Source organism: Agromyces archimandritae, assembly GCF_018024495.1.
GTDB lineage: Bacteria > Actinomycetota > Actinomycetes > Actinomycetales > Microbacteriaceae > Agromyces > Agromyces archimandritae.
On the sequence record NZ_CP071696.1, the window covers coordinates 232,381 to 255,738 of the forward strand.

Annotated in this window: 23 protein-coding genes; 2 read left to right on the top strand and 21 right to left on the bottom strand. The window is 71.6% G+C overall.

Translation table 11 applies throughout. From position 1 onward, the window contains the following. Window positions 1-100 precede the first annotated feature (100 nt). From G127AT_RS01130 to G127AT_RS01225, 20 genes are all read right to left on the bottom strand, one after another. A complete protein-coding gene (locus G127AT_RS01130; protein WP_210898982.1) occupies window positions 101-1,021 on the bottom strand; it encodes an RluA family pseudouridine synthase in 921 nt (306 codons plus the stop codon). Between the two features lie 4 nt (window positions 1,022-1,025). Further along, window positions 1,026-1,622: a signal peptidase II gene (lspA, locus tag G127AT_RS01135; protein ID WP_244857672.1), complete on the bottom strand. Its 597-nt coding sequence runs from the start codon at window positions 1,620-1,622 to the stop codon at window positions 1,026-1,028. Further along, the gene (locus G127AT_RS01140) at window positions 1,612-2,280 is read right to left on the bottom strand and encodes a DivIVA domain-containing protein (protein WP_210898984.1); all 669 of its coding nucleotides are present in this window, start codon (window positions 2,278-2,280) and stop codon (window positions 1,612-1,614) included. Before G127AT_RS01140 ends, lspA begins: the two co-directional genes overlap by 11 nt. 121 nt (window positions 2,281-2,401) lie before the next feature. Next, window positions 2,402-2,713, bottom strand: a complete 312-nt coding sequence (locus G127AT_RS01145) for a YggT family protein (protein WP_210898986.1) — start codon at window positions 2,711-2,713, stop codon at window positions 2,402-2,404. Between the two features lie 6 nt (window positions 2,714-2,719). Continuing rightward, a complete protein-coding gene (locus tag G127AT_RS01150) occupies window positions 2,720-3,181 on the bottom strand; it encodes a cell division protein SepF (RefSeq protein WP_210898988.1) in 462 nt (153 codons plus the stop codon). Between the two features lie 33 nt (window positions 3,182-3,214). Then, the gene (locus G127AT_RS01155) at window positions 3,215-3,895 is read right to left on the bottom strand and encodes a YggS family pyridoxal phosphate-dependent enzyme (protein WP_210898990.1); all 681 of its coding nucleotides are present in this window, start codon (window positions 3,893-3,895) and stop codon (window positions 3,215-3,217) included. Then, complete coding sequence (gene ftsZ / locus G127AT_RS01160) at window positions 3,892-5,124, bottom strand: cell division protein FtsZ (protein WP_210898992.1); 1,233 nt, start codon at window positions 5,122-5,124, stop codon at window positions 3,892-3,894. The genes G127AT_RS01155 and ftsZ overlap by 4 nt, the downstream gene beginning before the upstream one ends. A gap of 172 nt (window positions 5,125-5,296) precedes the next feature. Next, window positions 5,297-6,388, bottom strand: coding sequence for a cell division protein FtsQ/DivIB (locus G127AT_RS01165; protein ID WP_244857673.1), 1,092 nt, complete (start codon window positions 6,386-6,388; stop codon window positions 5,297-5,299). Next, complete coding sequence (murC, locus tag G127AT_RS01170; protein WP_210898994.1) at window positions 6,385-7,824, bottom strand: UDP-N-acetylmuramate--L-alanine ligase; 1,440 nt, start codon at window positions 7,822-7,824, stop codon at window positions 6,385-6,387. The genes G127AT_RS01165 and murC overlap by 4 nt, the downstream gene beginning before the upstream one ends. Window positions 7,825-7,896: 72 nt before the next feature. Beyond that, window positions 7,897-8,994: a UDP-N-acetylglucosamine--N-acetylmuramyl-(pentapeptide) pyrophosphoryl-undecaprenol N-acetylglucosamine transferase gene (locus G127AT_RS01175; protein WP_210898996.1), complete on the bottom strand. Its 1,098-nt coding sequence runs from the start codon at window positions 8,992-8,994 to the stop codon at window positions 7,897-7,899. Continuing rightward, window positions 8,991-10,199 (bottom strand): peptidoglycan glycosyltransferase FtsW, encoded by a 1,209-nt coding sequence (locus tag G127AT_RS01180; RefSeq protein WP_210898999.1) that lies wholly within the window; start codon window positions 10,197-10,199, stop codon window positions 8,991-8,993. The genes G127AT_RS01175 and G127AT_RS01180 overlap by 4 nt, the downstream gene beginning before the upstream one ends. Next, the gene (gene murD / locus G127AT_RS01185; protein WP_244857674.1) at window positions 10,159-11,673 is read right to left on the bottom strand and encodes a UDP-N-acetylmuramoyl-L-alanine--D-glutamate ligase; all 1,515 of its coding nucleotides are present in this window, start codon (window positions 11,671-11,673) and stop codon (window positions 10,159-10,161) included. The genes G127AT_RS01180 and murD overlap by 41 nt, the downstream gene beginning before the upstream one ends. Continuing rightward, window positions 11,670-12,764, bottom strand: coding sequence for a phospho-N-acetylmuramoyl-pentapeptide-transferase (gene mraY / locus G127AT_RS01190; RefSeq protein WP_210899003.1), 1,095 nt, complete (start codon window positions 12,762-12,764; stop codon window positions 11,670-11,672). The genes murD and mraY overlap by 4 nt, the downstream gene beginning before the upstream one ends. Next, complete coding sequence (locus tag G127AT_RS01195; RefSeq protein ID WP_210899005.1) at window positions 12,761-14,173, bottom strand: UDP-N-acetylmuramoyl-tripeptide--D-alanyl-D-alanine ligase; 1,413 nt, start codon at window positions 14,171-14,173, stop codon at window positions 12,761-12,763. Before G127AT_RS01195 ends, mraY begins: the two co-directional genes overlap by 4 nt. Beyond that, on the bottom strand, window positions 14,170-15,738 hold the full coding sequence (locus G127AT_RS01200) for a Mur ligase family protein (protein ID WP_210899007.1): 1,569 nt from the start codon (window positions 15,736-15,738) through the stop codon (window positions 14,170-14,172). The genes G127AT_RS01195 and G127AT_RS01200 overlap by 4 nt, the downstream gene beginning before the upstream one ends. A 13-nt stretch (window positions 15,739-15,751) precedes the next feature. Next, complete coding sequence (locus G127AT_RS01205) at window positions 15,752-17,563, bottom strand: peptidoglycan D,D-transpeptidase FtsI family protein (protein ID WP_210899009.1); 1,812 nt, start codon at window positions 17,561-17,563, stop codon at window positions 15,752-15,754. Window positions 17,564-17,596: 33 nt separating this feature from the next. After that, window positions 17,597-18,232: a cell division protein FtsL gene (gene ftsL / locus G127AT_RS01210; protein WP_210899011.1), complete on the bottom strand. Its 636-nt coding sequence runs from the start codon at window positions 18,230-18,232 to the stop codon at window positions 17,597-17,599. After that, window positions 18,229-19,182 carry a 16S rRNA (cytosine(1402)-N(4))-methyltransferase RsmH gene (rsmH, locus tag G127AT_RS01215; RefSeq protein WP_210899013.1) on the bottom strand — a complete coding sequence of 318 codons (954 nt, stop codon included), beginning with the start codon at window positions 19,180-19,182 and terminating at the stop codon, window positions 18,229-18,231. The genes ftsL and rsmH overlap by 4 nt, the downstream gene beginning before the upstream one ends. Before the next feature lie 96 nt (window positions 19,183-19,278). Continuing rightward, the gene (mraZ, locus tag G127AT_RS01220; protein WP_210899016.1) at window positions 19,279-19,710 is read right to left on the bottom strand and encodes a division/cell wall cluster transcriptional repressor MraZ; all 432 of its coding nucleotides are present in this window, start codon (window positions 19,708-19,710) and stop codon (window positions 19,279-19,281) included. 337 nt (window positions 19,711-20,047) lie between these two features. Then, entirely contained in the window at window positions 20,048-20,428 is a 381-nt protein-coding gene (locus tag G127AT_RS01225) for a DUF3040 domain-containing protein (protein ID WP_210899018.1), read from the bottom strand. Between the two features lie 73 nt (window positions 20,429-20,501). Here G127AT_RS01225 and G127AT_RS01230 point away from each other — a divergent pair, with 73 nt between their 5' ends. Beyond that, window positions 20,502-21,605 carry a polyprenyl synthetase family protein gene (locus G127AT_RS01230; RefSeq protein WP_210899020.1) on the top strand — a complete coding sequence of 368 codons (1,104 nt, stop codon included), beginning with the start codon at window positions 20,502-20,504 and terminating at the stop codon, window positions 21,603-21,605. Between the two features lie 11 nt (window positions 21,606-21,616). Here G127AT_RS01230 and G127AT_RS01235 read toward each other — a convergent pair whose 3' ends face one another. Then, complete coding sequence (locus tag G127AT_RS01235) at window positions 21,617-21,958, bottom strand: Rv2175c family DNA-binding protein (protein ID WP_244857675.1); 342 nt, start codon at window positions 21,956-21,958, stop codon at window positions 21,617-21,619. A 146-nt stretch (window positions 21,959-22,104) separates the two neighbouring features. Here G127AT_RS01235 and G127AT_RS01240 point away from each other — a divergent pair, with 146 nt between their 5' ends. Continuing rightward, window positions 22,105-23,328, top strand: a complete 1,224-nt coding sequence (locus tag G127AT_RS01240) for a muramidase family protein (RefSeq protein WP_210899022.1) — start codon at window positions 22,105-22,107, stop codon at window positions 23,326-23,328. Window positions 23,329-23,358 lie beyond the last annotated feature (30 nt).

Below are 23,358 nucleotides of genomic sequence, written 5' to 3' on the forward strand. Positions count from 1 at the left end.
TACTCGCTGTGGACGTGCAGATGGACGAAGGAATCGCCGGACACGCAGGCTCCTCACCAGGTTCGTTCGGGGGTTTCAGTCTACGGGCGACCGCCGACGTTCAGTCCTCTCGGAGGATCTCGAGCGCGTGGGCGAGCTCGGCCGGGTAGGCGGACTCGAAGACGACCGCGCGCCCGTCGGCCGGGTGAGCGAACGAGAGCCGCACGGCGTGCAGCCACTGCCGGCCGAGGCCGAGCCGTGACGAGAGGCTCGGGTCGGCCCCGTACATCGCGTCGCCCGCGCACGGATGCCGCTGCGCCGCCATGTGCACGCGGATCTGATGCGTCCGGCCCGTCTCGAGACGGATCTCGAGGAGGGAGGCGTACGGGAACGCCTCGATCGTCTCGTAGTGGGTGACGGCGTGCTTGCCGCCGGCGGTGACCGCGAACTTCCACTCCGAGCGCGGGTGCCGGCCGATCGGGGCGTCGATCGTGCCAGCGAGCGGATCGGGGTGGCCCTGCACGACCGTGTGGTAGATCTTGCCGACCTCCCGGTCGTGGAACTGCCGCTTCAGCTCGGTGTAGGCCCGCTCCGATTTCGCGACGACCATGAGGCCCGAGGTGCCCGCGTCGAGGCGGTGCACGACGCCCTGGCGTTCGGGCGCACCGGAGGTCGAGATCCGGTAGCCGGCCGCCGCGAGGGCCCCGACGACCGTCGGCCCGCTCCACCCGATCGAGGGATGGGCGGCGACGCCGGCGGGCTTGTCGACGACGACGAGATCGTCGTCGTCGTGGACGATGCCGAGCTCGGGCACGGGGATGGCCTCGACGACCGGCCCGCGCGGCTCCTCCCAGCTCACCTCGAGCCAGGCGCCGGCCCGCAGGCGGTCGGACTTGCCGGCCTCACGACCGTCGAGCAGCACGCCGCCGGACTCGGCGATGTCGGCCGCGAGGGTGCGCGAGAAGCCGAGGAGCTTCGCGAGCCCGGCGTCGATGCGTGTGCCGTCGAGGCCGTCCGGCACGGGGAGGGCGCGGCTGGGCATTCGGCTACGGCTCCGGGTTCGGGTGGGGTTCGTCCCCCTCGGCGCGCTTGGCGCCGATCGGTTCGCCGTCCTTGCCGAGGCGCACGCCGTCGAGTCCGATCCCGAGGATCGTCAGGAGCAGGAAGAGCACCATGCTCGACACGATGCAGATGTCGGCGACGTTGTAGATCGCCGGGATCATCCACGGGGTCGAGATGAAGTCGATCACGTGCCCGAGTCCGAAGCTCGGTTCGCGGAAGAGACGGTCGGTGAGGTTGCCGAGGACGCCGCCGAGCAGCAGGCCGAAGACGACGGCCCACCATATCGAGCGGATGCGCCGCGCGAACCAGACGATGACCGTGAGCACCACGGTCGCGAGGATCGTGAAGATCCACGTCATGCCGCTCGCGAGCGAGAAGGCCGCCCCGGAGTTGCGGACGAACTGCCACTGCAGCACGCCGTCGATGACCGGGACGACCTCCCCCTCGGTGAGATTCGTGACGACGAGGTGCTTCGTCAGCTGGTCGAGGCCGTACGCGCCCGCGGCGATGAGCACGATGACGGCGATGGCCGTCGCGCTGACCTTCGACCGGGATCGGGCCTCGGGGCGATCAGGCTCCAAAGCCCTGGTAGCTCGGCGTCTGCTGCTCGACGCCCGAGCCCACGGCGTATCCGGAGCCCGAGCTCACGGGAGCGGAGGTGTCGAGCTCACGCAGGTGGCCCTCGATGTAGCTCTTGAGCTTCTGGCGGTAGTCGCGCTCGAAGTCGCGCAGTTCGTCGATGCGCTTCTCGAGGGCGACGCGCTCCTGGTCGAGGATGCCGATCTGCTGGCGCTGCTTGGCCTCGGCCTCGGCGACGACGCGGGCCGCGGTCGCGTGCCCTTCGGCGATCAGCGCGTCGCGCTTCTCGATGCCCTCGCGGACATGCTCCTCGTGGAGGCGGCGGGCCAGCTGCAGGAGGTTCGTGGTGCTCGTCTGCTCGTCGAGGTCGGAGACGGGCGCCGGTGCCGGCGTCGGTGCGGGCATCGCGACGGCGACCGTGGGCGGAGGCGAAGCCGGAGCCTCGTACGCGGTGGCCTGCGCGGCGGACTGCTGCGCCTCGTTCGCGCGGGCCTCGGCGGCCTGGACGCGCTGGCGCAGCTCGTCGTTCTCCTGGTTCAACCGGCGCAGTTCGACCACGACTTCATCGAGGAAGTCGTCGACCTCGTCCTGGTCGTACCCCTCTCGGAACTTCGTCGCCTGAAAGCGCTTATTGACCACGTCTTCCGGAGTTAGCGCCATGGCTTCTCACCCTCGAATCTGTCGAACTGGTTGATCACGTTCACGTTACGGTACCAAAGGCGGCCACGCACCACCTGAGAGATCGTCACCCGGCGACGCCGGGTGACGACGACGGCCGCGCTCACCCCTGCGCGCCGGCGGAGAGCGCCTGCACGATGGTCATCGCGACGATGACGACGAGCATGGCGAGCGTCCAGCCGAGATCGAGCGAGACCTGGCCGATGCGGATGGGCGGCACGATCCGCCGGAAGAGCTTCACGAGGGGATCGGTCACCGTGTAGACGGCCTCGACCGCCACGAGCCAACCGCCCCTGGGGCGCCAGGAGCGGTTGAAGGTTCGGACGAGGTCGATGATGAACCTCGCCCACATGATGAAGAAGTACAGCAGCAGCAGCGTGTAGAGGATGCCCCAGACGACGGCGAAGACTCCCACAGCGGACTACGAGCGCGCGAAGAACGATGCGTCGACGTCCCCGTCGTCGGCGCCGGACTCCCCCGAGATGGCCACGTGCGCGGGCGAGAGCAGGAAGACCTTGCTCGTGACGCGCTCGATCTTGCCGTACAGGCCCTGAGACAGGCCGCTCGCGAAGTCGATCAGCCGACGCGCGTCGGAGTCGGACATCTGCGAGAGGTTGATGATGACCGGCACGCCCTCGCGGAACGACTCGGCGATGACCTGGGCGTCGCGGTACTGCCGCGGGTGCACGGTGAGGATCTCGTTCATATCTGCTTGCGGCACCGCTTGCACGGGCTGCCGGCGCAGCGGCGTGACGGGCGCGCCGGCCTTGGGGGCCGGGGCGGCGTGCACGACGGGCGCGGGAGCCGGCTTCGGCGTCTCCTCCTCGAGCTCTTCGTCGGCGAGGCCGAGATAGACCATCGTCTTCTTCAGCGGGTTCGACATCGCTGCCTCCGTCCGTGTTCCTTCACACCGAGGCTAACCGGCCCCGGGGCGATTCCCCGTGATTGCGGTTCCGATTCTGAGGTGTGTCGCACCCTCCAGGATCGCATCGGGATAATCGTGGCTCATACCCATGGACAGGGCGCGGGCATCCGGTGCAAGCCGCTGCAGGCGCTCGGAGAGGGCGCGCACGCGGGCGAAGGCCGGCCGCGCCGGCTCGCCGAGCGGGGCGACGGCCATGAGGCCGCGCAGGCGGATGCCCTCGGCTGCCAGAACGGCTTCGGCGAGCGGATCCAGCTCCTCCGGCTGCACGCCGCCGCGGCCCGGGTCCTCGGTGAGGTTCACCTGGATGAAGCCGTCGATCGTGCGGCCGTCGTCCACGCCGAGCGCGGTCACGAGCGATACCCGGTCGATGGAGTGCACCGCGTGGGCGTACTCGCGGACCTGCCGGGCCTTCTTGGACTGCAGCTGACCGACGAAGTGCCAGCGCAGGCCGAGCTCGGCGAGCTCGACGGCCTTGGCGCGCGCCTCCTGGTGGCGGTTCTCGCCGACGTCCTGCACGCCGGCCTCGGCGAGGCCGCGCACGAGGGAGGCCGGGTGGAACTTCGTCACGACGATGAGCTCGACGCCTTCCGGGTCTCGGCCGGCCGCATCCGCCGCCTCGGCGATGCCCGCCCGGACGGCCGCGAGGCGGCCGGCGAGCGTCTCGTCGCTCACTTCAGGAAGTCGGGGATGTCGAGGTCCTCGCCGTCGTCGTCGAACGCGGGGTCGCCGACGGTCGGGTCCTTCGGGGTGGCCTCGACCTGGCCCCAATCGGCACCGCCGAGCACCTCGTCGAGGCCGAGCGAGGGCTGCGGGGCGTCCTCGCGCGGAGCGGAGGCGGACGCCGAGAGCGACGCCGATCCGCCCAGCGCGCCGACGCCGACGGGCTCGGGCACCGGGGCGGCCGCGGCGAAGCTCGGGCGGCGCGCCTCGGCATCCGCACTCGTCGACGTCGGCTCGCCGCCGTCGAAGCCGGCCGCGATGACCGTCACGCGCACCTCGTCGCCGAGGGTGTCGTCGATGACCGCGCCGAAGATGATGTTCGCCTCGGGGTGCACGGCCTCCTGCACGAGCCGGGCGGCGTCGTTGATCTCGAAGATGCCGAGGTTCGAGCCGCCCTGGATCGACAGCAGCACGCCGTGCGCGCCGTCGATCGAGGCTTCCAGAAGAGGGCTCGCCACGGCGAGCTCGGCCGCCTTGATCGCGCGATCCGCCCCACGCGAGGAGCCGATGCCCATGAGCGCGGAGCCCGCGCCCTGCATGACCGACTTGACGTCGGCGAAGTCGAGGTTGATGAGACCGGGGGTGGTGATCAGGTCGGTGATGCCCTGCACACCGGCCAGCAGCACCTGGTCGGCGGTCGAGAAGGCCTCGAGCATCGAGATGCCGCGGTCGCTGATCTCCAGCAGCCGGTCGTTCGGCACGACGATGAGGGTGTCGACCTCTTCCTTCAGGCGTGCGACGCCCTGCTCGGCCTGGGTCTGGCGGCGCTTGCCCTCGAAGCTGAACGGCTTCGTGACGACACCGATGGTCAGCGCGCCGATCGACTTCGCGATGCGCGCGACGACGGGGGCGCCGCCCGTGCCGGTGCCGCCGCCCTCGCCGGCCGTGACGAAGACCATGTCGGCGCCCGCGAGGGCTTCTTCGATCTCTTCCGCGTGATCTTCGGCGGCACGGCGGCCGACCTCGGGATCCGCGCCGGCGCCGAGGCCGCGCGTGAGGTCGCGGCCGACGTCGAGCTTCACATCGGCATCCGACATGAGGAGGGCCTGCGCGTCGGTGTTGATGGCGATGAACTCCACGCCGCGGAGGCCGAGCTCGATCATGCGGTTGACGGCGTTGACGCCGCCCCCGCCGATTCCGACGACCTTGATGACGGCGAGGTAGTTCTGGTTTGTCGACATGATTCCGGCCTCCGTCGCGAACTCTAAACCTCAAGTCGAAGGTTAAAGTTTTGCTGAGTATGCAATTCCTGGTGAAGACGCTAAGCGCCGCGCGGGCGCACGGGTCGAAAGGATACCCGCGTGTCGCGATCCCGACTCCCCCATCCGGGTACGGATGTCGCCGTGCGACGCCTCAGCCCGTCACCGGACTCGACGGCGAGGAGACGTCGTAGCTCGAGACCGTGTCGGGCGGAGCCGCGCGCATGAGGGCCGCGAGCACCTCCGCCTTCACCTCCGAGTCCTCCGGCGAGCCCCAGACGACCTCCGCACCGCCGCCGAGCTCCAGCCGCACATCGTCGGCGGTCTCCGCGCTCGCCTGCACGAGCGCCGCACGCACATCCTCGGGAAGCGCGCGCACCACCGCGGTCGCCGCCAGGAATCCGTCGTCGGCGATGCCGCCCGGCGCGACGAGCAACGGCATGCCCTCGGGCCGTGCATCGAGGTGCTCGATGACGACGCCCGCGGCATCCACCACGTCGTAGCCGCCCGAACCCTCGAGCACGCCCACCGGCTGCCGTTCGACGATGCGCACGACGAGGGTGCCCGGCGGGATCGACTCGGTCGTGTACCGCTCGATGAGGCTGAAGCCCGACAGCGCCCGATGCACCTCGGCACCGTCGACGAGCGGCAGCGGAGTGCCGAGCTCCCCGTCGATCGCCTCGACGATCGCTCCGGCGTCCAGGCGCGACGCCCCCTCGACGCGGATGTCGCGAAGCGCCATGATCGGCGAATACGCGATCGCGGCGACGAGCCCGGCCAGCAGCGCGACCGAGCCGAACGCCGTGATGAGCAGGGTCCGCCGGCGCCGGCTCCGTTTCGTGAAGCGGCGCACCTCGGCCCGCTCGTACGCGCGGCGGGCGCGTTCGGCACGACGGAGATCCCGTTCGGCCGCATCCCGCGACCCCGATGCGTCGCCGGCCGATGCTGCCGCGGCCCTCTGCCTCGCCGACGCGGCGGCCGGACGGCTCTTCGCCGGGGCGGCCGCGGCCCTCGCGGCGGCCGGTTCGGCCGCGGTCGTGCCGGAAGCGCCCTTCGCGGTCCGGGAACCGGGCCCGCCCGCGGACGCCTTCCCGGCGGATGCCTTCGCCGCCGGTCCCTTGGCCGCGGATATCTTCGCCGCCGATGCCTTGGCGGCCGACGGCTTGGCCGCAGGCGCGGTCTTCGCCGCAGGGGTCTTCGCGGCGGCCGCCTCGGGTCGCCGGTCGAAGCCCTGGGGCCGCTTCACGAGCGGTCCGGACCGCCGGCCCCGTCGCCCGCCTGCACGCCCGGGCGCTCCTCGAGCGCACCGAGCAGCTGCGGCACGATCCGGTACACATCCCCGCAGCCGAGCGTGATGACGAAGTCGCCCGGGCGGGAGATCTCCGCGGTGTGCCGAGCGGCCGCCGCCCAGTCGGCGATGAACGCCACATGCTCCGGATGCGCGAAACGCTCCGAGACGAGGGCGCCGGTCACCCCCGGCTCCGGGTCCTCCCGCGCCCCGTACACGTCGAGCACGACGGTCTCGTCGGCATAGGTCTCCAGCACGTCCGCGAACTCCTTCGCGAACAGGCGCGTGCGGCTGTAGAGGTGGGGCTGGTGCACGGCGATGATGCGGCCGTCGCCGACGACGGTGCGCGCCGCTGAAAGCGCCGCGGCGACCTCGGTCGGGTGATGCGCGTAGTCGTCGTAGACGCTCACGCCGCCGACCGTGCCGTGCAGTTCGAAGCGCCTGCCGGTGCCGGCGAAGTGCGAGATCGCCTCGAGCGACGCGGCCGGGTCGAAGCCGAGACCCGTGAGCACGGCGAAGGCGCCGGCGGCGTTGATCGCGTTGTGCCGGCCCGGGATGCGGAGGGTCGTGCGGTACTCCTGCCCCTGGTACGAGACGGCGAAGGAGACGGGACCCTCGGTGCGGATATCGGTGACCCGCACCGCCGCATCCGCGGCCTCGCCGAACGTCACGACCCGCTCGTGCTCGAGCCGGGCCGTCACCTGCTTCGCACCCGGATCGTCGGCGGAGATCACGACGAGCTCGCGCGCGCGCTCGGCGAAGGTCACGAAGGCGTCCTCGAAGGCCTCGAGGGAGCCGTAGTGGTCGAGATGGTCGGCGTCGACGTTCGTGATGAGGGCGACGGCCGTGTCGTAGAGCAGGAAGGAGCCGTCCGACTCGTCGGCCTCGACGACGTAGAGCTCGCCGTCGCCGGCGCCGGCGCTCACGCCGAGCTCTTCGATGACGCCGCCGTTCACGAAGCTCGGGTCGGCGCCGAGGCGCTGCAGGGCGGTGACGATCATGCCCGTCGAGGTGGTCTTGCCGTGAGCGCCGGCCACCGCCACGAGGCGTGAGCCGGCGGTCAGCCAGGCCAGCGCCTGCGAACGGTGCAGCACCGGGATGCCGTGCTCGAGCGCGTACCGGTACTCGGGGTTGTCGTCCCACAGCGCGCCGGTCACGACCAGCGTGTCGGCATCGCCGACGTTGCCGGCATCATGCCCGATCGCGACCTCGGCACCGAGCTCGCGGAGGGCGTCGATATTGGCCGACTCGCGCACGTCCGAGCCCGTCACCCGGTGGCCGGCGCCGAGGAAGAGCCGGGCGATGCCGCTCATGCCCGAACCGCCGATGCCGACGAAATGCACGGCGCCGAGCTCGGCGGGGATCTGGGCTGACGGGTCCGGTTTGATGGTCACGGTGCGGTCGGTTTCCTCTGGTCGGGTGTTCGGGGGGCGGATGCGGGTGTGCGGCGCGTCCTCAGTGCAACGTTACGCGCCCCCGCCCGTGTTCCCCGGGAGGGCGAGCGCCTCGTCGATCAGCCCGATCATGCGTTCGGTGCCGTCGAGCACGCCGACCGAGGCGGCCGCGGCGGCCATCCGCTCCACGGCGGCGCGGTCGGCGAGGATCGGCGCGAGCCGATCGGCGACGGCGTCGGGCAGGAAGGCGTCGTCGTCGATGAGGATGCCGCCGCCGGCATCCACGACCCCGGCCGCGTTGAAGCGCTGCTCGCCGTTGCCGACGGCGTACGGCACGTAGATCGCGGGGATGCCGAGCGCGGTCAGTTCGCTGACCGTCGACGCCCCGGCCCGCGAGACGGCGAAGTCCGCGAGACGGAGGGCGAGATCCATCCGGTCGGCGTAGGCGACCATGCGGTAGCCGGGAAGGCCGGGATCCTCGACCTCGGAGCGCTCCCCCGTGACGTGCAGCACCTGCCAGCCGGTCGAGAGGATGCGCTCGGCGCTGTCGACCATCGTGCGGTTGATGCGGCGCGCGCCGAGCGAGCCGCCCGTGGCCAGCAGCACCGGCCGGCCGGCGTCGAGGCCGAAGAACGCGGCGGCCTCCTCCCGGCCGCTCGTGCGATCGAGGGTCTCGATCTCGCGGCGCAGCGGCATGCCGACGAGCTGGGCGGCCGGCAGCGGCGTGCCCGCGAAGGCGACGCCGACGCGCGCCGCGAACCGTGCGCCGAGCCGGTTCGCCAGGCCCGGCCGCGCGTTCGCCTCGTGGATCACGACGGGCGTGCCGGTGCGACGTGCGGCCAGATACGCGGGGGTGGCGACGTAGCCGCCGAAGCCGACGACGACATCCACGCCCCGGCTCCGGATGATCTCGGCCGTCTCGCCGATGGATCGCGCGAAGCGGCCGGGGAAGGCGACGGCGGCCCGGTTCGGGCGGCGCGGGAAGGGCACCTTGTCGATCGTGAGCAGCTCGTAGCCGCGGGCCGGCACGAGGCGTGCCTCGAGGCCCTCGCGCGTGCCGAGCACGAGCACCTCGGCGCCCGGATCGCGATCGCGCAGGCCGTCGGCGACGGCCAGCAGCGGGTTCACATGGCCGGCCGTTCCGCCGCCGGCGAGCAGGTACACCGTCATCGGGCCGCCGCCTTCCGCTTGCGGGTCTTCGCCGGGGCGAACCACGCCCCCGACTCGCGCGCGAAGGAGAGCACGATGCCGATCGCGACGAGCGTCGTGATGAGGGCGGATCCGCCCGCCGAGACGAGTGGAAGGGGGACGCCGAGGACGGGGAGGATTCCGAGCACGACACCGATGTTGACACATGCCTGGCCGATGACCCACACCAGCACGAACGCGGTGGCCCCCCGCGCGAACGGCGTCGAGGCCTGCCGGAGCACCCGCACGAAGGCGTAGGCGAGCACGACGATGAGCAGCAGCACCACGACGGCGCCGATGAGACCCATCTCCTCGCCGATGATCGCGAAGATGTAGTCGCTCTCGGCCGCCGGCAGCCACGACCACTTGCCCTGCGAGTTGCCGAGGCCGACGCCGAAGACGCCGCCGTTGGCGAGGGAGAACAACGCCTGCTGCGGTTGGAAGCACGACTCGAGGTCGTAGGAGGTGCAGTGCTGCTCGAAGAACGAGGTCAGGCGTTTCAACCGGTTCTCGCTCGAGATCGCGAACAGCACGAAGAGCACCGCTGCGGCCAGCACCGGCAGCATGAGCAACCGCAGGCGCACGCCGATGAGGAAGAGCGCGCCGATCAGCGACAGGCCCATCACCATCACGGTGCCCAGGTCGTCGCCGACGAGCACGAGACCGATCGCGGCGCCGCCCACGAGGATGATCGGCAGCACCCCGCGGCGGAAGTCGTCGAGCACCGCCTGCTTCTTCGTGACGACCACTCCGAGCCACAGCACCAGCGCGAGCTTGACGAGCTCGGACGGCTGGAACTGGAACCCGCCGACGACGAGCCAGTTCTGATTGCCCCCGACCTCCTTGCCGAGCGGCGTGGCGACCACGAGCAGCTGCAGCACGCACGCGAAGACGAGCAGCGGCCACGCCAGGCGCATCCAGAACCGTTCGGGGAACCGGCTGGCGATGAGCATCAGCACGACGCCGATGGCCGCATACGCTCCGCGGGTCAGGAAGTCGGCGCCCGTCGCATCCGCGGCGAGCGAAGAGAACACCATGATGACGCCGAAGGCGACGAGGAAGAGCGTCGTGCCGAGCAGCAGGAAATAGTTCATCGACTCGGCGCGCAGCGCCTTGCCGAGTTTGATGCGCGCCGCCTGCGCGGGCTCAGTCGCCCGGTTGCGCGTCGTCCGCGAGCTTGCCGCCACCCGCGCCCCCCAATTCGTCGACCGCCCGATGGAACCGCTGCCCGCGGTCCGCATAGCTCGCGAACTGATCCATGGATGCCGCCGCCGGCGCGAGCAGCACCGTGTCCCCCGGCCGGGCGAGCGAGGCTGCGAGGGCGACCGCGTCCGGCATCACCCTCTCAGTGTCGTCCGCGGTGACCTCCGCCACCGGCAGCCCGGGTGCGTGTCGGGCGAAGGCGGCCAGCAGCGCGGCACGATCCTCGCCGATCACGACGGCCGCGCGCAGCCGGGAGACGTGCCGGCCGACGAGCTCGTCGACGTCGACGCCCTTCAGCAGGCCGCCGACGATCCAGACCACCGGCGCGAAGGCCGCGAGCGACGCCTCGGCGGCGTGCGGATTCGTCGCCTTCGAGTCGTCGATCCAGCGGATGCCGCCCGCGCTGGAGACCAGTTCGATGCGATGCTCGTCGAGGCGGAAGCCGGTCAGGGCGCTGCGGATCGCCTCGACGGGCGTGCCGAACGAACGGGCAAGTGCGCTTGCCGCCAGCACGTTCTGCACGACGTGCGGCGCGTCGAGGCCGCGTGCGGCGAGATCCTCGAGCGTCGTGATCTCCAGGGCCGCCGTGCGGCGCTCCTCGAGGAAGGCGCGGTCGCAGAGGATGCCGTCGACGATGCCGAAATCGCTCGGCCCCGGCACGTCGAGGCCGAAGCCGATCGCACGGGCGCCCTCGGCGACCTCGGCGTCCTCGACCATGCGACGGGTCGCCTCGTCGGCGCGGTTGTAGACGCACGCCGTGCGGGTGTTCCAGTAGACGGTCGCCTTCGCGTCGCGGTACGCCTCGGCCGAACCGTGCCAGTCGAGGTGGTCGTCGGCGAGGTTCAGGCAGACGCTCGCCCAGGGCTCCAGCCGGCCCGGCCCCACGCGGCGGATCCGCTGCAGCTGATAGCTCGAGAGCTCCACGACCAGGACGTCGAAGCCGGCCGGATCGCGCACGGCGTCCAGCACCGGGATGCCGATGTTGCCGGCCGGGGCGACGCGCGTGCCGCCGGCGGCGAGCAGGGCCGCGGTCAGCTGCACCGTCGTCGTCTTGCCGTTCGTGCCGGTGACCACGATCCACTCGGCCGGGTTCACCTTGTCGCGCACGCGCCAGGCGAGCTCGATGTCGCCCCAGACCTCGATGCCCCGGGCCTCGGCCCACGCGATCACGGGGTGGTCGGGGTGGAAGCCGGGCGAGACGACGACGAGCTCGGGCGGATCGGCCGCCAGGGCCTCGGGCACCACGTCGAGCGGATGCCGCACGAACCCCGCCCCGATGACCTCGAGGATCCGCTCCCGGTCCTCGTCGGTGCCGGCCGCGTACACGGTGACCCGCGCGCCGAGCTCGGCGAGCGTATCGGCGACCGAGAAGCCCGTCATCCCGAGCCCGAGGACGGCGACCCTGAGGCCCGACCAGTCGGCATGCCAGCTCGTCAGCGCGTCGAGCCGCTCGCTCACTGCGAGATCCACTGGAAGTAGAAGGACCCGACGCCGACCGCCGCGAGCAGGCCCGCGATGATCCAGAAACGCACCACGATCGTCACCTCGGCCCAGCCTTTGAGCTCGAAGTGGTGATGGATCGGGCTCATGAGGAAGATGCGCCGGCCGCGCGTGATCTTGAAGTAGGCCCGCTGCACGATGACCGAGCCCGCCTCGATGACGAACAGGCCGCCGACGAGCAGGAGGAGCAGCTCGGTGCGGCTGAGGATCGCCAGCGCGGCGAGGGCGCCGCCGAGCGCGAGGGAGCCCGTGTCGCCCATGATGATCTTCGCCGGGTTCGTGTTCCACCACAGGAAGCCGAGCACGGCGCCCACGATCGCCGTCGCGACGATCGCGAGGTCCAGCGGGTCGCGCACCTCGTAGCAGCGATACGCATCGGCCGGGTTCAGGCTCGCGCCGAAGCACGACTGGTTGAACTGCCAGAAGCCCATGATCACGAAGGAGCCGATCGCGACGACCGAGGCGCCCGAGGCGAGACCGTCGAGGCCGTCGGTGACGTTCACCGCGTTCGAGGTCGCGGTCGTGATGAGGCTGATCCAGACGACGACGAGCACGATGCCGAATCCGCCGAAGACCATGAAGTCCAGCGGCAGGTCGCGGATGAACGAGATGCTCGTGGATGCCGGGGTGACACCGGCCCGGTTCGGGAACTGCAGGGCCATGATGCCGAAGGCGGCCGCGACGATCACCTGCCCGGCGATCTTCGCCCACCCGCCGAGGCCGAGGTTCTGCTTCTTGCGGGTCTTCAGGAAGTCGTCGACGAAGCCGACGACGCCGAGGCCGACCATCATGAACAGCACGAGCAGACCCGTCGCCGTCGGCCGTTCGCGCGAGACGAGCAGCGTCGCGACGAAATAGCCGAACAGCGTGCCGAGGATGAAGATGATGCCGCCCATGGTCGGCGTTCCGCGCTTCAGGTGGTGGCTCTCGGGCCCGTCCTCGCGGATGAACTGCCCCCAGCCGAGCCTCCGGAAGAGCCGGATGAACAGCGGCGTCAGGAACAGGGTGAAGGCCAGCGACAGCCCTCCTGCGGTGAGCAGTGCAATCACGCGAACCATTCTCCCAGTCGGTCGCCGAGCAGGCGAAGACCCGCCGCATTCGACGATTTCACGAGCACCGTGTCACCCGGGCGGGCGGATGCCACGACGAGCCGGAACGCCTCCTCGGCGTCCTCGACGTAGGCCGACTCGCCGTCCCACGAGCCTTCGTTGATCGCGGAGATGTGCAATCTCCGCGCCCCCTCCCCCACGACGACGAGCTGGGAGATCCCGAGCCGCACGGCCATGAGGCCGATCCGGTCGTGCTCCTCGCCCGAGAACTCGCCGAGTTCGCTCATCTCTCCGAGCACGGCGATCGTGCGCGCCCCGGGCCGCTTGACCTGGGCGAGCGTCTTCAGCGCCGCCGCCATCGAGTCGGGGCTCGCGTTGTAGGCGTCGTTGATGACGGTGATGTCGTCGCGGCCGCCCATGAGCTGCATGCGCCACCGTTCGGCGAGGGCGACCTCGCCGAGGGCGGCGGCGATGCGCTCGAGGGGCACGCCGAGTTCGAGGGCGGCCGCGGCGGCCGCAAGCGCGTTCATGACGTGGTGCTCGCCGAGCACGCCGAAGTGCACCTCGGCGGTTTCGCCGCCCGCTTCGATCGTGAAGTCGGTGCCGCGGGCGTGGGCGTGGATGCCGCTCGCGCGCACCTCGGCGCCGGGGCCGAGGCCGAACCGGACCACCCGCGCCTTCGTGAGCGGAGCCATCCCCGCCACGCGCGGGTCGTCGGCGTTCAGCACGGCCACGTCGCCGGGCAGGAGGTCGGTGACCATCTCCGACTTCGCGCGCACGGTCTGCTCGATGCCGCCGAACTCGCCGGCGTGGGCGAGGCCGACCTTCAGCACGATGCCGACGTCGGGCCGGGCCATGCGCACGAGCCGGGCGATCTCGCCGATGCCGGATGCGCCCATCTCGGCCACCAGGAACTCGGTGTCCTCGGTGAGCTCGAGCATCGTCACCGGCGCGCCGACCTCGTTGTTGTACGAGGCGCGGGCGGCGACGGTCGGGCCGACGTGGCCGAGGATCGTGCGCAGCAGGTTCTTCGTCGTGGTCTTGCCGTTGGATCCGGTCACCCCGACGATCTTCAGCCGCCCGAGCGCGCGCACGCGGGCGACGACCTCGGTCGCCAGCGCTCCGAGCGCCTCGACCGAGTCGGGCACGACGATCTGGGCGACGGCGGGGTCGGTCTCGACCTCGTGCTCGACGACGAGCAGCGCGGCGCCTCGCTCGACGGCCTTCGGGGCGAAGCGGTGGCCGTCGTCGAACTCGCCGGGCTTGGCGACGAAGATGCCGCCCCGCTCGATCTCGCGCGAGTCGGTGGTGACCGCGCCGCTCACCGCGGCATCGGCGCCGGTGCCGGCCGGCAGCACGAGCCGGCCGCCGACGATGCGGGCGATCTCTTCGAGGGTGAGGGCGATCATGCGAGCCACCCCGCTTCGCGCAGGGCGTTCTTGGCGTCTTCCCGGGCCGAGTACGGGATCTTCTGCCCGGCGACCTCCTGGTAGTCCTCGTGGCCGGGGCCGGCGTAGAGGATCGCGTCGCCCTCGCGGGCGAGCTCCAGCGCCCGGCGGAACGCGGCCCGCGGGTCGGCGACCTCGTACAGCTCGACGCCGGGCACCGCTGCGCGGGCGCCCGCGATGAGCTGGGCGCGGATGGCCGCCGGGTCTTCGAAGCGGGGGTGGAAATCGGTGATGACGACGACGTCGGCCTCACGGGCGGCGATCGCGCCCATCTCGGCGCGTTTGGTCGTGTCGCGGTCGCCGTCGGCGCCGAAGAGCATGACGATCCGCCCCTCGGTCGTCCGGCGGATCGCGCCGAGGGTCTGCACGAAGGCGTCCGGCGTGTGACCGTAGTCGATGTAGACGACCGGGCCCCGCTCGCCCGAGATCCGCTCGGCGCGGCCGGGGATGTACGCATCGATGGTGCCGTGCTCGCCGAGGGCGTGCTCGATCTGGCCGAGGTCGAATCCGCTTTCCACGAGCATGACGATCGCGAGGGCTGCGTTGGCGGCCATGTACCGGCCGAGCAGCGGCACCCTGGCCTCGAGCGTGCGCCCGCCGGGCCCGTCGAGGCGGAAGGCCGTGAAGTGCGCCGATTCCTCGACGAGCGTCATGCGCCAGTCGGCGTCGCCTGCGGCGTCCTCGGTCGCGAGCGTCGTGACCGGGATGCGGGATTCGTCGACGAGGCGGCGGCCCCACTCCGAGTCGACCGTGACGACGCCGCGCTTGGCGCGTTCGGGCTGGAAGAGCTCGAGCTTCGCACGGAAGTACTCGTCGAAATCGCGGTAGTCGTCGAAGTGGTCGTGGCTGAGGTTCGTGAAGCCGACGACGTCGAAGACGAGGCCGTCGACGCGGTGGCGGCTGAGCGCCTGGGCGGAGACCTCGACGCCGACGGCGCGGACGCCGGCCTCGCGCATGCGGGCCAGCAGGGCGTGCAGTTCGCTGGCCTCCGGCGTCGTCAGCGAGCTCGTGACGGCTTCGTCGCCGATGCGGCGCTCGGCCGTGGAGCTGAGGCCCGAGACGACGCCGAGCCTGCGCAGCAGCGCATCGAGCAGGTAGACGACGCTCGTCTTGCCGTTGGTGCCGGTCACGGCGAAGAGCGTGGCCGGGTTCTCCCCGGTGCGGTGGATCCACGCGGCCACGTCGCCGAGGGCGGCCCGCGCGTCGGGGGTGACGAGGACGGGCAGCTCGTACCCTGCGGCGGCGAGGGAGCCGGCGGCGAGTTCGGCGCCGGCCGGATCGGTGAGCACCGCGACCGCGCCGTGCTCGGCCGCGTCTGCGGCGTAGGCGGCGCCGTGGACGCGGCGGCCGGGCACGCCGACGTACAGGTCTCCGGGTTCGACCTGGCCCGATGCCAGGGAGGCACCCGTGATCTCCAGTCCGGCGACGTCGCCGCGGGCGTCGAAGCCGAAGGCCTCGGCGAGCCCGCCGAGGGATCTGGGACTCGGATGCTGGGGTCGGAGGGCTTGTCGAGCCGAACCGGTCACAGCGCCAACTTTCTCACCAGGTGCCTGGCAGCTCGGGCGCCTCGGCGCCGGATGGAACGGTCCGATGCGTCTTCAGCACCTGGCTCATCACTTGCTGGAACACGGGCGCCGACGCGGCGGACGAATTCATCTTAACGGGATCCATGATGCTCACGGAAACGACGAACTCGGGGTCGTCGACCGGCGCGAACCCCGATACCGATACCAGGTATCCGGGTAGGTAGTGCCCGTCGGGGCCCGGCACCTGCGCGGTGCCGGTCTTCGCGGCGACCCGGTATCCGGGGATCTCCCAGTCGCCGGCGAGCCAGCCGTGCTCGTAGACCTGCTCGAGCATGAGGCTCGTCTGCTCGGCGGCCTGCTCCGACACCACGCGGGTGCCCGACCGCTCGGGCACCTCGGTCATGGTGCCGTCGGGCAGCTCGCAGCCGTCCGAGAGCGTCACCGGCATCCGCACCCCGCCGTTGGCGATCGCCTGGTAGGCGCTGGCGACCTGCACGGCCGTGGTCGTCAGGCCCTGGCCGAACATGGTGGCGTACTTCGTCTGCGGATCCCAGTCGCCGGGATCGCCGTGCAGATCGCCGGGCTCCTCGCCGGGGAAGCCGACCTCGGTCTCCTGCCCGAAGCCGAACTTCCGCATGTCCTCGTAACGCTGCGCGTCGCTCATCCGCTCGCCGAACTGCGACATGCCCGTGTTCGAGGACTCGATGAGCACGCCCGTCAGCGTCAGCCGCATGTCCTCATGCCCGGAGCTGTCGTTGATGTCGGCGCCGTTCGGCGGGAGGTAGCGGAAGGGCGCGACGATCTGATCGAGCGGGGTCGCCTTGCCGGCGTCGAGCACGGATGCCGCGGTGACGGCCTTGAAGGTCGAGCCGGGTTCGAAGGGCGCCGTGAAGGTGCGCGAACCGCGGTCTTCGGAGTCGGTCGCTGCCGGGTCGTTCGGGTCGACCGTCGGCACGTCGGCGACGGCGAGGAGACGGCCGGTCTTGGCCTCCATGACCGTCACCGTCGCCCACTTCGCGCCGGTCTCCTGCACGCGCTGGGCGGCGACGGACTGCACGAACCACTGCAGATCGGTCTCGACCGTCAGGTGCAGGCTGCCGCCCTCGCGCGCCGGCTCGATGGTCGTGGCGCTGCCGGGGATCTCGACCCAGTCGTTGCGCGAGGCGAGGTAGCGCTCGAGGCCGTCCTCGCCGGCGATGCATCGGTCGGCGCCGAGTTCGAGACCCGCCAGCGGGTTGCCGTCGACGTCGGTGAAGCCGAGCAGGTTGCCGGCGACCGCGCCGTTCGGGTACACCCGCATCGGGTGCTGGCTGACGGTGAGCCAGGGCAGTTCGAGGGCCCGCACCCGGTCGCGGGCGTCGTTGTCGACCCGTTTGGCGACCTGCGCCCAGTCGGAGTCGGGGTCGTCCTCGAGCGCGGTGCGGATCAGCTCGAGGATCTCGGCCTTCTTCTTACCGACGGCCTCGGCGATCGCGGCGGCGTCGCGGTCGAGCTCCTCGTCGACGGTTCCGGCGGCGAGTCTCGTCGGCTTCGAGCCGGCCGGGTCGTCCGGATCCGGGGTTTGGCGGGTGACCGCCTTCGACGGCGAGAGCGCGACGTCCCAGCGCATGACCGAGCCGGCGAGCACCTCGCCGTTCGCGTCGAGGATCTCGCCGCGGGTGCCGGGCACGACCCGTTCGCTCGAGCGCACCTCGTCGGCGGCCCGGCTGAGCTCCTCGGCGCGGACGACCTGGATGTCGACGAGGCGCACCACGAAGACGGCGACGAAGGCGATGAGGACGAGGCCGAAGACGAAGACCCGGCGGATGCCACGTCGGTTGCTCATGCGGTTCCTCCCGGGTCGGCGGTCGGCGGTGGATCAGTGCGTGGCCGGCGTGGGCAGACCGTCGGGCGCGGCGGGCGCCTCGGGCCTCGCCCCGGTGGATGCCGGGTCGCCGGCTCCCCCGGCGCCGCCCTCGCCCGTCTCGCTCCCGCCGGCTGCGTCCCCTCCGCCCGCCGGAGGCACGATCGGCTGCCGCGCGGCGTCGCCCTTCGCCCCCTCTGCGGTGACGAGCGGCACGCCGGCGATGAGCGCGTTGGAGACGTCGGCGCCGGTGGCGGCGGCCGGCCCGGCCGGCGTCGGCTCGCCGAGCACGGCGCCGTCCGAGAGCCGGAGGTAGACCGGGTTCGTGTTCGGCACCATGCCGAGCGCCTCGGCGTTGGCCGCCAGGTACTGGGGCGACTGCACGCGCTCGAGGTCCTCCTGCAGGCTCTGGCTCTGCCGGTCGAGGTCGGCATGCTCGGCGCGCAGCGCGTCGAGTTCGTACGCTCCCTGCGCCAGGCCGATGCTCAGCACGAGCTGCGCCGCGATGATCCCGAGGAAGACGACGACGGCGATGACCGCGTACCCGAGCGACGGCTTCGTCCGGTCGTGCGGGCGCGGCGCGGGCCTGAGACGCGGGCTCCCGCCGCGGGTGCCGCCCCTCGGGGCGGTCTGGGCGTGGATCGCGCTCATGACGGCCTCCTCACACGTTCGGCGGCGCGCAAGCGCACCGGTTTGGCTCTGGGGTTCTCGGCCTGCTCGGCCTCGCTAGCGAGTTCGGCGCCGCGGACGAGCAGGCGGAACTCCGGTTTGTGCTCCGGCAATTCCATGGGCAGCCCGGCCGGGGCGCTCGAACTCGTGGCGCGGGCCAGGGAGCGCTTGACGATGCGGTCTTCCAGCGACTGGTAGGCCAGCACGACGATGCGGCCGCCGACGCCGAGCGCCCCGAGGGCGGCGGGCATCGTGCGTTCCAGCACGGACAGCTCTTCGTTGACCTCGATGCGCAGCGCCTGGAAGACGCGTTTGGCCGGGTGCCCCTGGCGTTGCACGGCGACGGGCGTGGCCTCCTGCAGCACGTCGACGAGCTGCCCGGAGCGGAGGATCGGCGCGGCATCCCGCGCCTTCACGATCGCCCGTGCGTAACGGCCGGCGAGCTTCTCCTCGCCGTATTCGGCGAAGATCCGCCGGAGCTCGGCCTCGCTCGCGTCGCGGACGACGTCGGCGGCGGTCGGCCCGGTGGTCGGGTCCATCCGCATGTCGAGCGGCGCGTCCTTCGCGTAGGCGAAGCCGCGTTCGGCGCGGTCGAGCTGCATGGAGGAGACGCCGAGGTCGAGCAGCACGCCCTGCACCTCGTCGAAGCCCTCGCCGGCGACGGCGTCGGCGATGCCGTCGTAGACGGTGTGCACGAAGCGCGCACGGTCGCCGAAGGGCGCGAGGCGCTCCCGGGCGATCGCGAGGGCCTCGGTGTCTCGGTCGAGGCCGATGATCGTGAGCCCCGGGAATCGTTCGAGGAGCGCGGCACTGTGCCCGCCCATGCCGAGGGTGCCGTCGACGAGGACCGCCCCCTCGCGTTCGACGGCGGGGGCGAGCAGCTCGACGGTGCGTTCGAGCATGACGGGGGTGTGGATGCGTTCGATGTCCATGTTCCTTCGGGCCCTGACCTCGGGTTCCGATCCCCATCCGGTGGCCTGACCTCGGGGAAGTGAGGTCAGGAGCCGGCTGGGAGTCGGAGCCAGCGGTCAGAAGAGGCCCGGGATCACCTCCTCCGCCGTTTCCGCGAAGGCCGCCTCCTGCTCGGCGAGGTACGTCTGCCAGGCCGTCGCGTCCCAGATCTCCACGCGCGATCCGGCGCCGATGACGGCGAGGTCGCGGTCGAGCCCCGCATACGCGCGGAGCGCGGGCGGGATGGTGACGCGGTGCTGTTTGTCGGGGGTCTCCGCGGTGGCCCCCGACAGGAAGACGCGCAGATAGTCGCGCGCTTGCTTGCTCGTGACGGGGGCTTGGCGGATCTTGTCGTGCATGTCCTCGAACTCGGCGTTCGCGAACACGTAGACGCAGCGCTCCTGACCGCGCGTCATGACGAGTCCGTGGGCGAGTTCGTCCCGGAATTTGGCCGGAAGAATGATGCGACCCTTCTCGTCCAGCTTCGGCTCATACGTCCCGAGGAACATCGCACACCCCCTTTTCCTCCGGCCCGGATTCCAGGTGTCTCCACTTTACTCCACTCCCCACCACCGAACAACGACATTCGCTCGCCTTTTCGCGAGTGTCGGATCGAGATCCGCGGAATTCCGCGGGAGATCGTGGTGGAGGGGAGGATTCCCCATGTCGCCCCTACGGGCGCGCCGGGGCGCATTCCCACCCCGTTCGGGTGACATTCCGACCCGTTCGATACGTGTGGATCGAGTCGCGGGGAGGAAGGTGGAGGAATGCCCTCAGGGCACAGAAAAACGGACCGGTCTCGCCGGTCCGTTCATCGAGTTCCGCGCGGCCGCCCGCGCGGGATGCTCAGTCGCGCCCCTCCTGGCGACGGTCCCACCGGTCGTTCAGACGATCCATGAAGCCGCCCGAGGCGGCACGGCGCGATCCGGTCGCACGCGGCTCGGCCGCGGCAGCGGCGGCCGTCGAGCGGCGCGACGGCGTGATCGCGAGCAGCACCCCGCCGAACATGAGCGCGAAGCCCACGATCCCGACGATGAGCAGCTGCAGGGCGACGCCTGCGATGAGCACGCCGATGCCGACGACGGCGAGCAGGATCCCGAGCACGATCGCCCGGTAGTCGACCCGACCCCGGCGACCGCGGACGGCCTGCACGAAATCGGCATCGTTCCGATAGAGGCTTCGCTCCATCTCATCGAGAAGGCGCTGTTCCTGTTCTGAAAGCGGCATCTCATTCCCCTCAGGCTCAGGACCGACGCATCAACGTCATTCTAGCGCTCGGCACCGCCGGTAGGCTAGGCGAGTGGCCCACCCCTTCCGCCTGGTCGACCTCGTGCAGGAGCGCATCGAGGGCTTCCTCGCCGAACGTGCTTCGATTCTCCTCCCCGTCAGCGGGGATCTGGATGCCCTCATCGGGTTCTCCCGGCGCTTTCTCAGCGGCGGCAAGCGCTTCCGGGCGCAGTTCTGCTATCGCGGCTGGGAGGCCGTGATCGACGGCGAGGCGGCATCCATGCCCCGCGGCTCGCGCGAGGCCATCGTCTCGGCCGCCGCCGCCCTCGAGCTCTTCCACGCCGCGGCCCTCGTGCACGACGACCTCATCGACAATTCGGACACGCGCCGGGGCGCCCCGAGCGCCCACCGCCTCTTCGAGTCGGAGCACACCGCATCCGACTGGGCGGGCGATGCCGGTGCCTTCGGCCGCTCCGCGGCGATCCTGCTCGGCGACCTGCTGCTCGGCTGGAGCGACGAACTGCTCGACGAGGGCCTGACCGCCCTCGGCGATCCCGAGCGGGCCCGCGCCGCACGCGCCGCCTTCACGACGATGCGCACCGAGGTCACCGCCGGGCAATACCTCGACATCCTCGAAGAACAGGCCTGGCCCGTGCGAAACGAGGCCGAACGCCGCGACGTCGCCCTGCGCGTCGTCGTCTACAAGTCGGCGAAATACTCCGTCGAGGCCCCGCTCGCGATCGGCGCGGCCATCGGCGGCGCGACGCCCGAGCAGCTCGCGGCCCTCCGCGGCTACGGCCTGCCGCTCGGGATCGCCTATCAGCTGCGCGACGACCTGCTCGGCGTCTTCGGCGACCCGGCCGTGACCGGAAAGCCGGCCGGCGACGATCTGCGCGAGGGCAAGCGGACCCTGCTCATCGCCGCCGCGCGCGAGCGCCTGCCCGAGAGCGCACGCCGCCTCCTCGACGAACTCCTCGGAGACCCCGGCCTCGATACCGAGCAGATCGCCATGCTGCAGCGCACCATCGCCGACTCGGGCGCGGTCGACGAGCTCGAGCAGATGATCGCCGAGCGCGTCGACGAAGCGCGCGGAGCCCTCGACGGGGCGCCCGTCGCGGCATCCGCCGCCGCGTCGCTCGACGCGCTCGCGACCTCCGTCTCGCGCCGCAGCCGCTGAGACGGCGCCGGTCAGGCGAGGGCCTGGGCGACCCGTCTGACCTCGGCCTTGCGACCGGCCAGCAAGGCCTCGATCGGCGAGGCCCCGAGGCTCTCCTCTTCGGCGATCAGCCAATCGAGGGCCTCTTCGTCGCCGAAGCCGTTGTCGCCGAGCACCATGATCGTGCCGCGGAGTTCCGGCAACGGCGCGCCGTCGCGCACGAAGGCCGCCGGCACCTTCAGCACGCCGTCGATGCGGACGCCGAGCAGCTGACGGTCCTCGATGAGGCGCCGGATGCGGCCCGGACTCTCGCCGAGCAGCTCGACGAGCTCGGGAACGGTCAGCCAGTCAATCGCTTCGCGCGCGTCGTTCACCCCTCAAGCCTGCCATGCCCGAGGCCCTCCCCGGGTCGGAACCCGGGAATCGCACACACGGGACGCGGTGATTGACTCGACTCCGGCCCTGTGCGACGGTGGCCCCGAAGCGAGCGACCCGCCGCGGGTCGGATGGGGGAACGCGGATGTCGAAGCACACGCCCGAGCACGACGAAGAGCCCGTACGGCGGCGCGGCATCCTCGCGGCGCCGATCGGCCTGGTCTCGGCCCTCGCCGTCGCCCTGGGCATCGCCACGCCCGCCCAGGCGGCCGCGCCGGAACCGCCGAAGCGCCAGCCCCTGCCGAAGCCCCCGACGGCGGCACCGCCGGCTCCGGCGACCGTCGCGGTGCCCGCTGCCGCGCCGGCGCCCACCGTGTATCGCGTCGCCGACGGCGACACCGTCAGCGGCATCGCCGAACGATTCGGCCTGCCCACCGCCGAAGTCCTCGCCCTCAACGGCCTCGGCTGGTCGACGCTCATCTTCCCCGGGCAAGAGCTGCGCCTGCGCACCGGCGCCGCCCCGGTCCCCGCCGCTGCGGCGCGGACGACCGACGACATCCGCCGTCACACCGTCGCCGCCGGCGATACCATCGGCGGCATCGCCGCGCAGTACGGCGCGAGCACCGACGCCGTGCTGCGGGCGAACGGGCTCGGCCGCGACAGCCTGATCTTCCCCGGCCAGGCGATCATCATCCCGGGCCCGGCCGGCACCGCAGCGCCGGCGGACGCACCCGCGCCGCCGCCCGCCCAGCCGCCCGCCCCGCCCGCGGCGCCGGCCGCGGCGGACAGCATCGTCGTCCGCGACGGCGACACCGTCTGGGATCTCGCCGCCGAGCACGGCGTCTCGGTGCAATCGCTCCTCGACGCCAACGGCCTCGGCGGCAGCGCCGTCATCCGCCCGGGCGAACGCCTCAGCATCCCCAGGCCCGTCGCGATCGAGACGGCCGCCTCCGTGCGGCCGGCCCTCACCGAGGAGATGCGGGGCAACGCCCGCCTCATCATCGACGTCGGCCGTTCCCTCGGCGTGCCCGACGACGGCATCGTCGTCGCGATCACGGCAGCCGCCCAGGAGTCCGGGCTGAAGAACGTCGTCCACGGCGACCGCGACTCGCTCGGCCTGTTCCAGCAGCGACCGAGCCAGGGCTGGGGCACGGCAGCCGAGGTGCTGGACCCCGTGCGCGCCGCGACCGCCTTCTACGGCGGCGACGCCAACCCCAATCCGGGGCGGACGCGAGGCCTCCTCGACATCCCCCGCTGGCAGGAGATGACCGTCGCCCAGGCCGCCCAGGCCGTGCAGAACTCCGCGTTCCCCAACCACTACGCGAAATGGGAGCAGGCCGCCAGGCAGTGGCTCGCCGAGCTCGGCTGAACCGTCACGATGCGGTCTCGATCGGCGCGC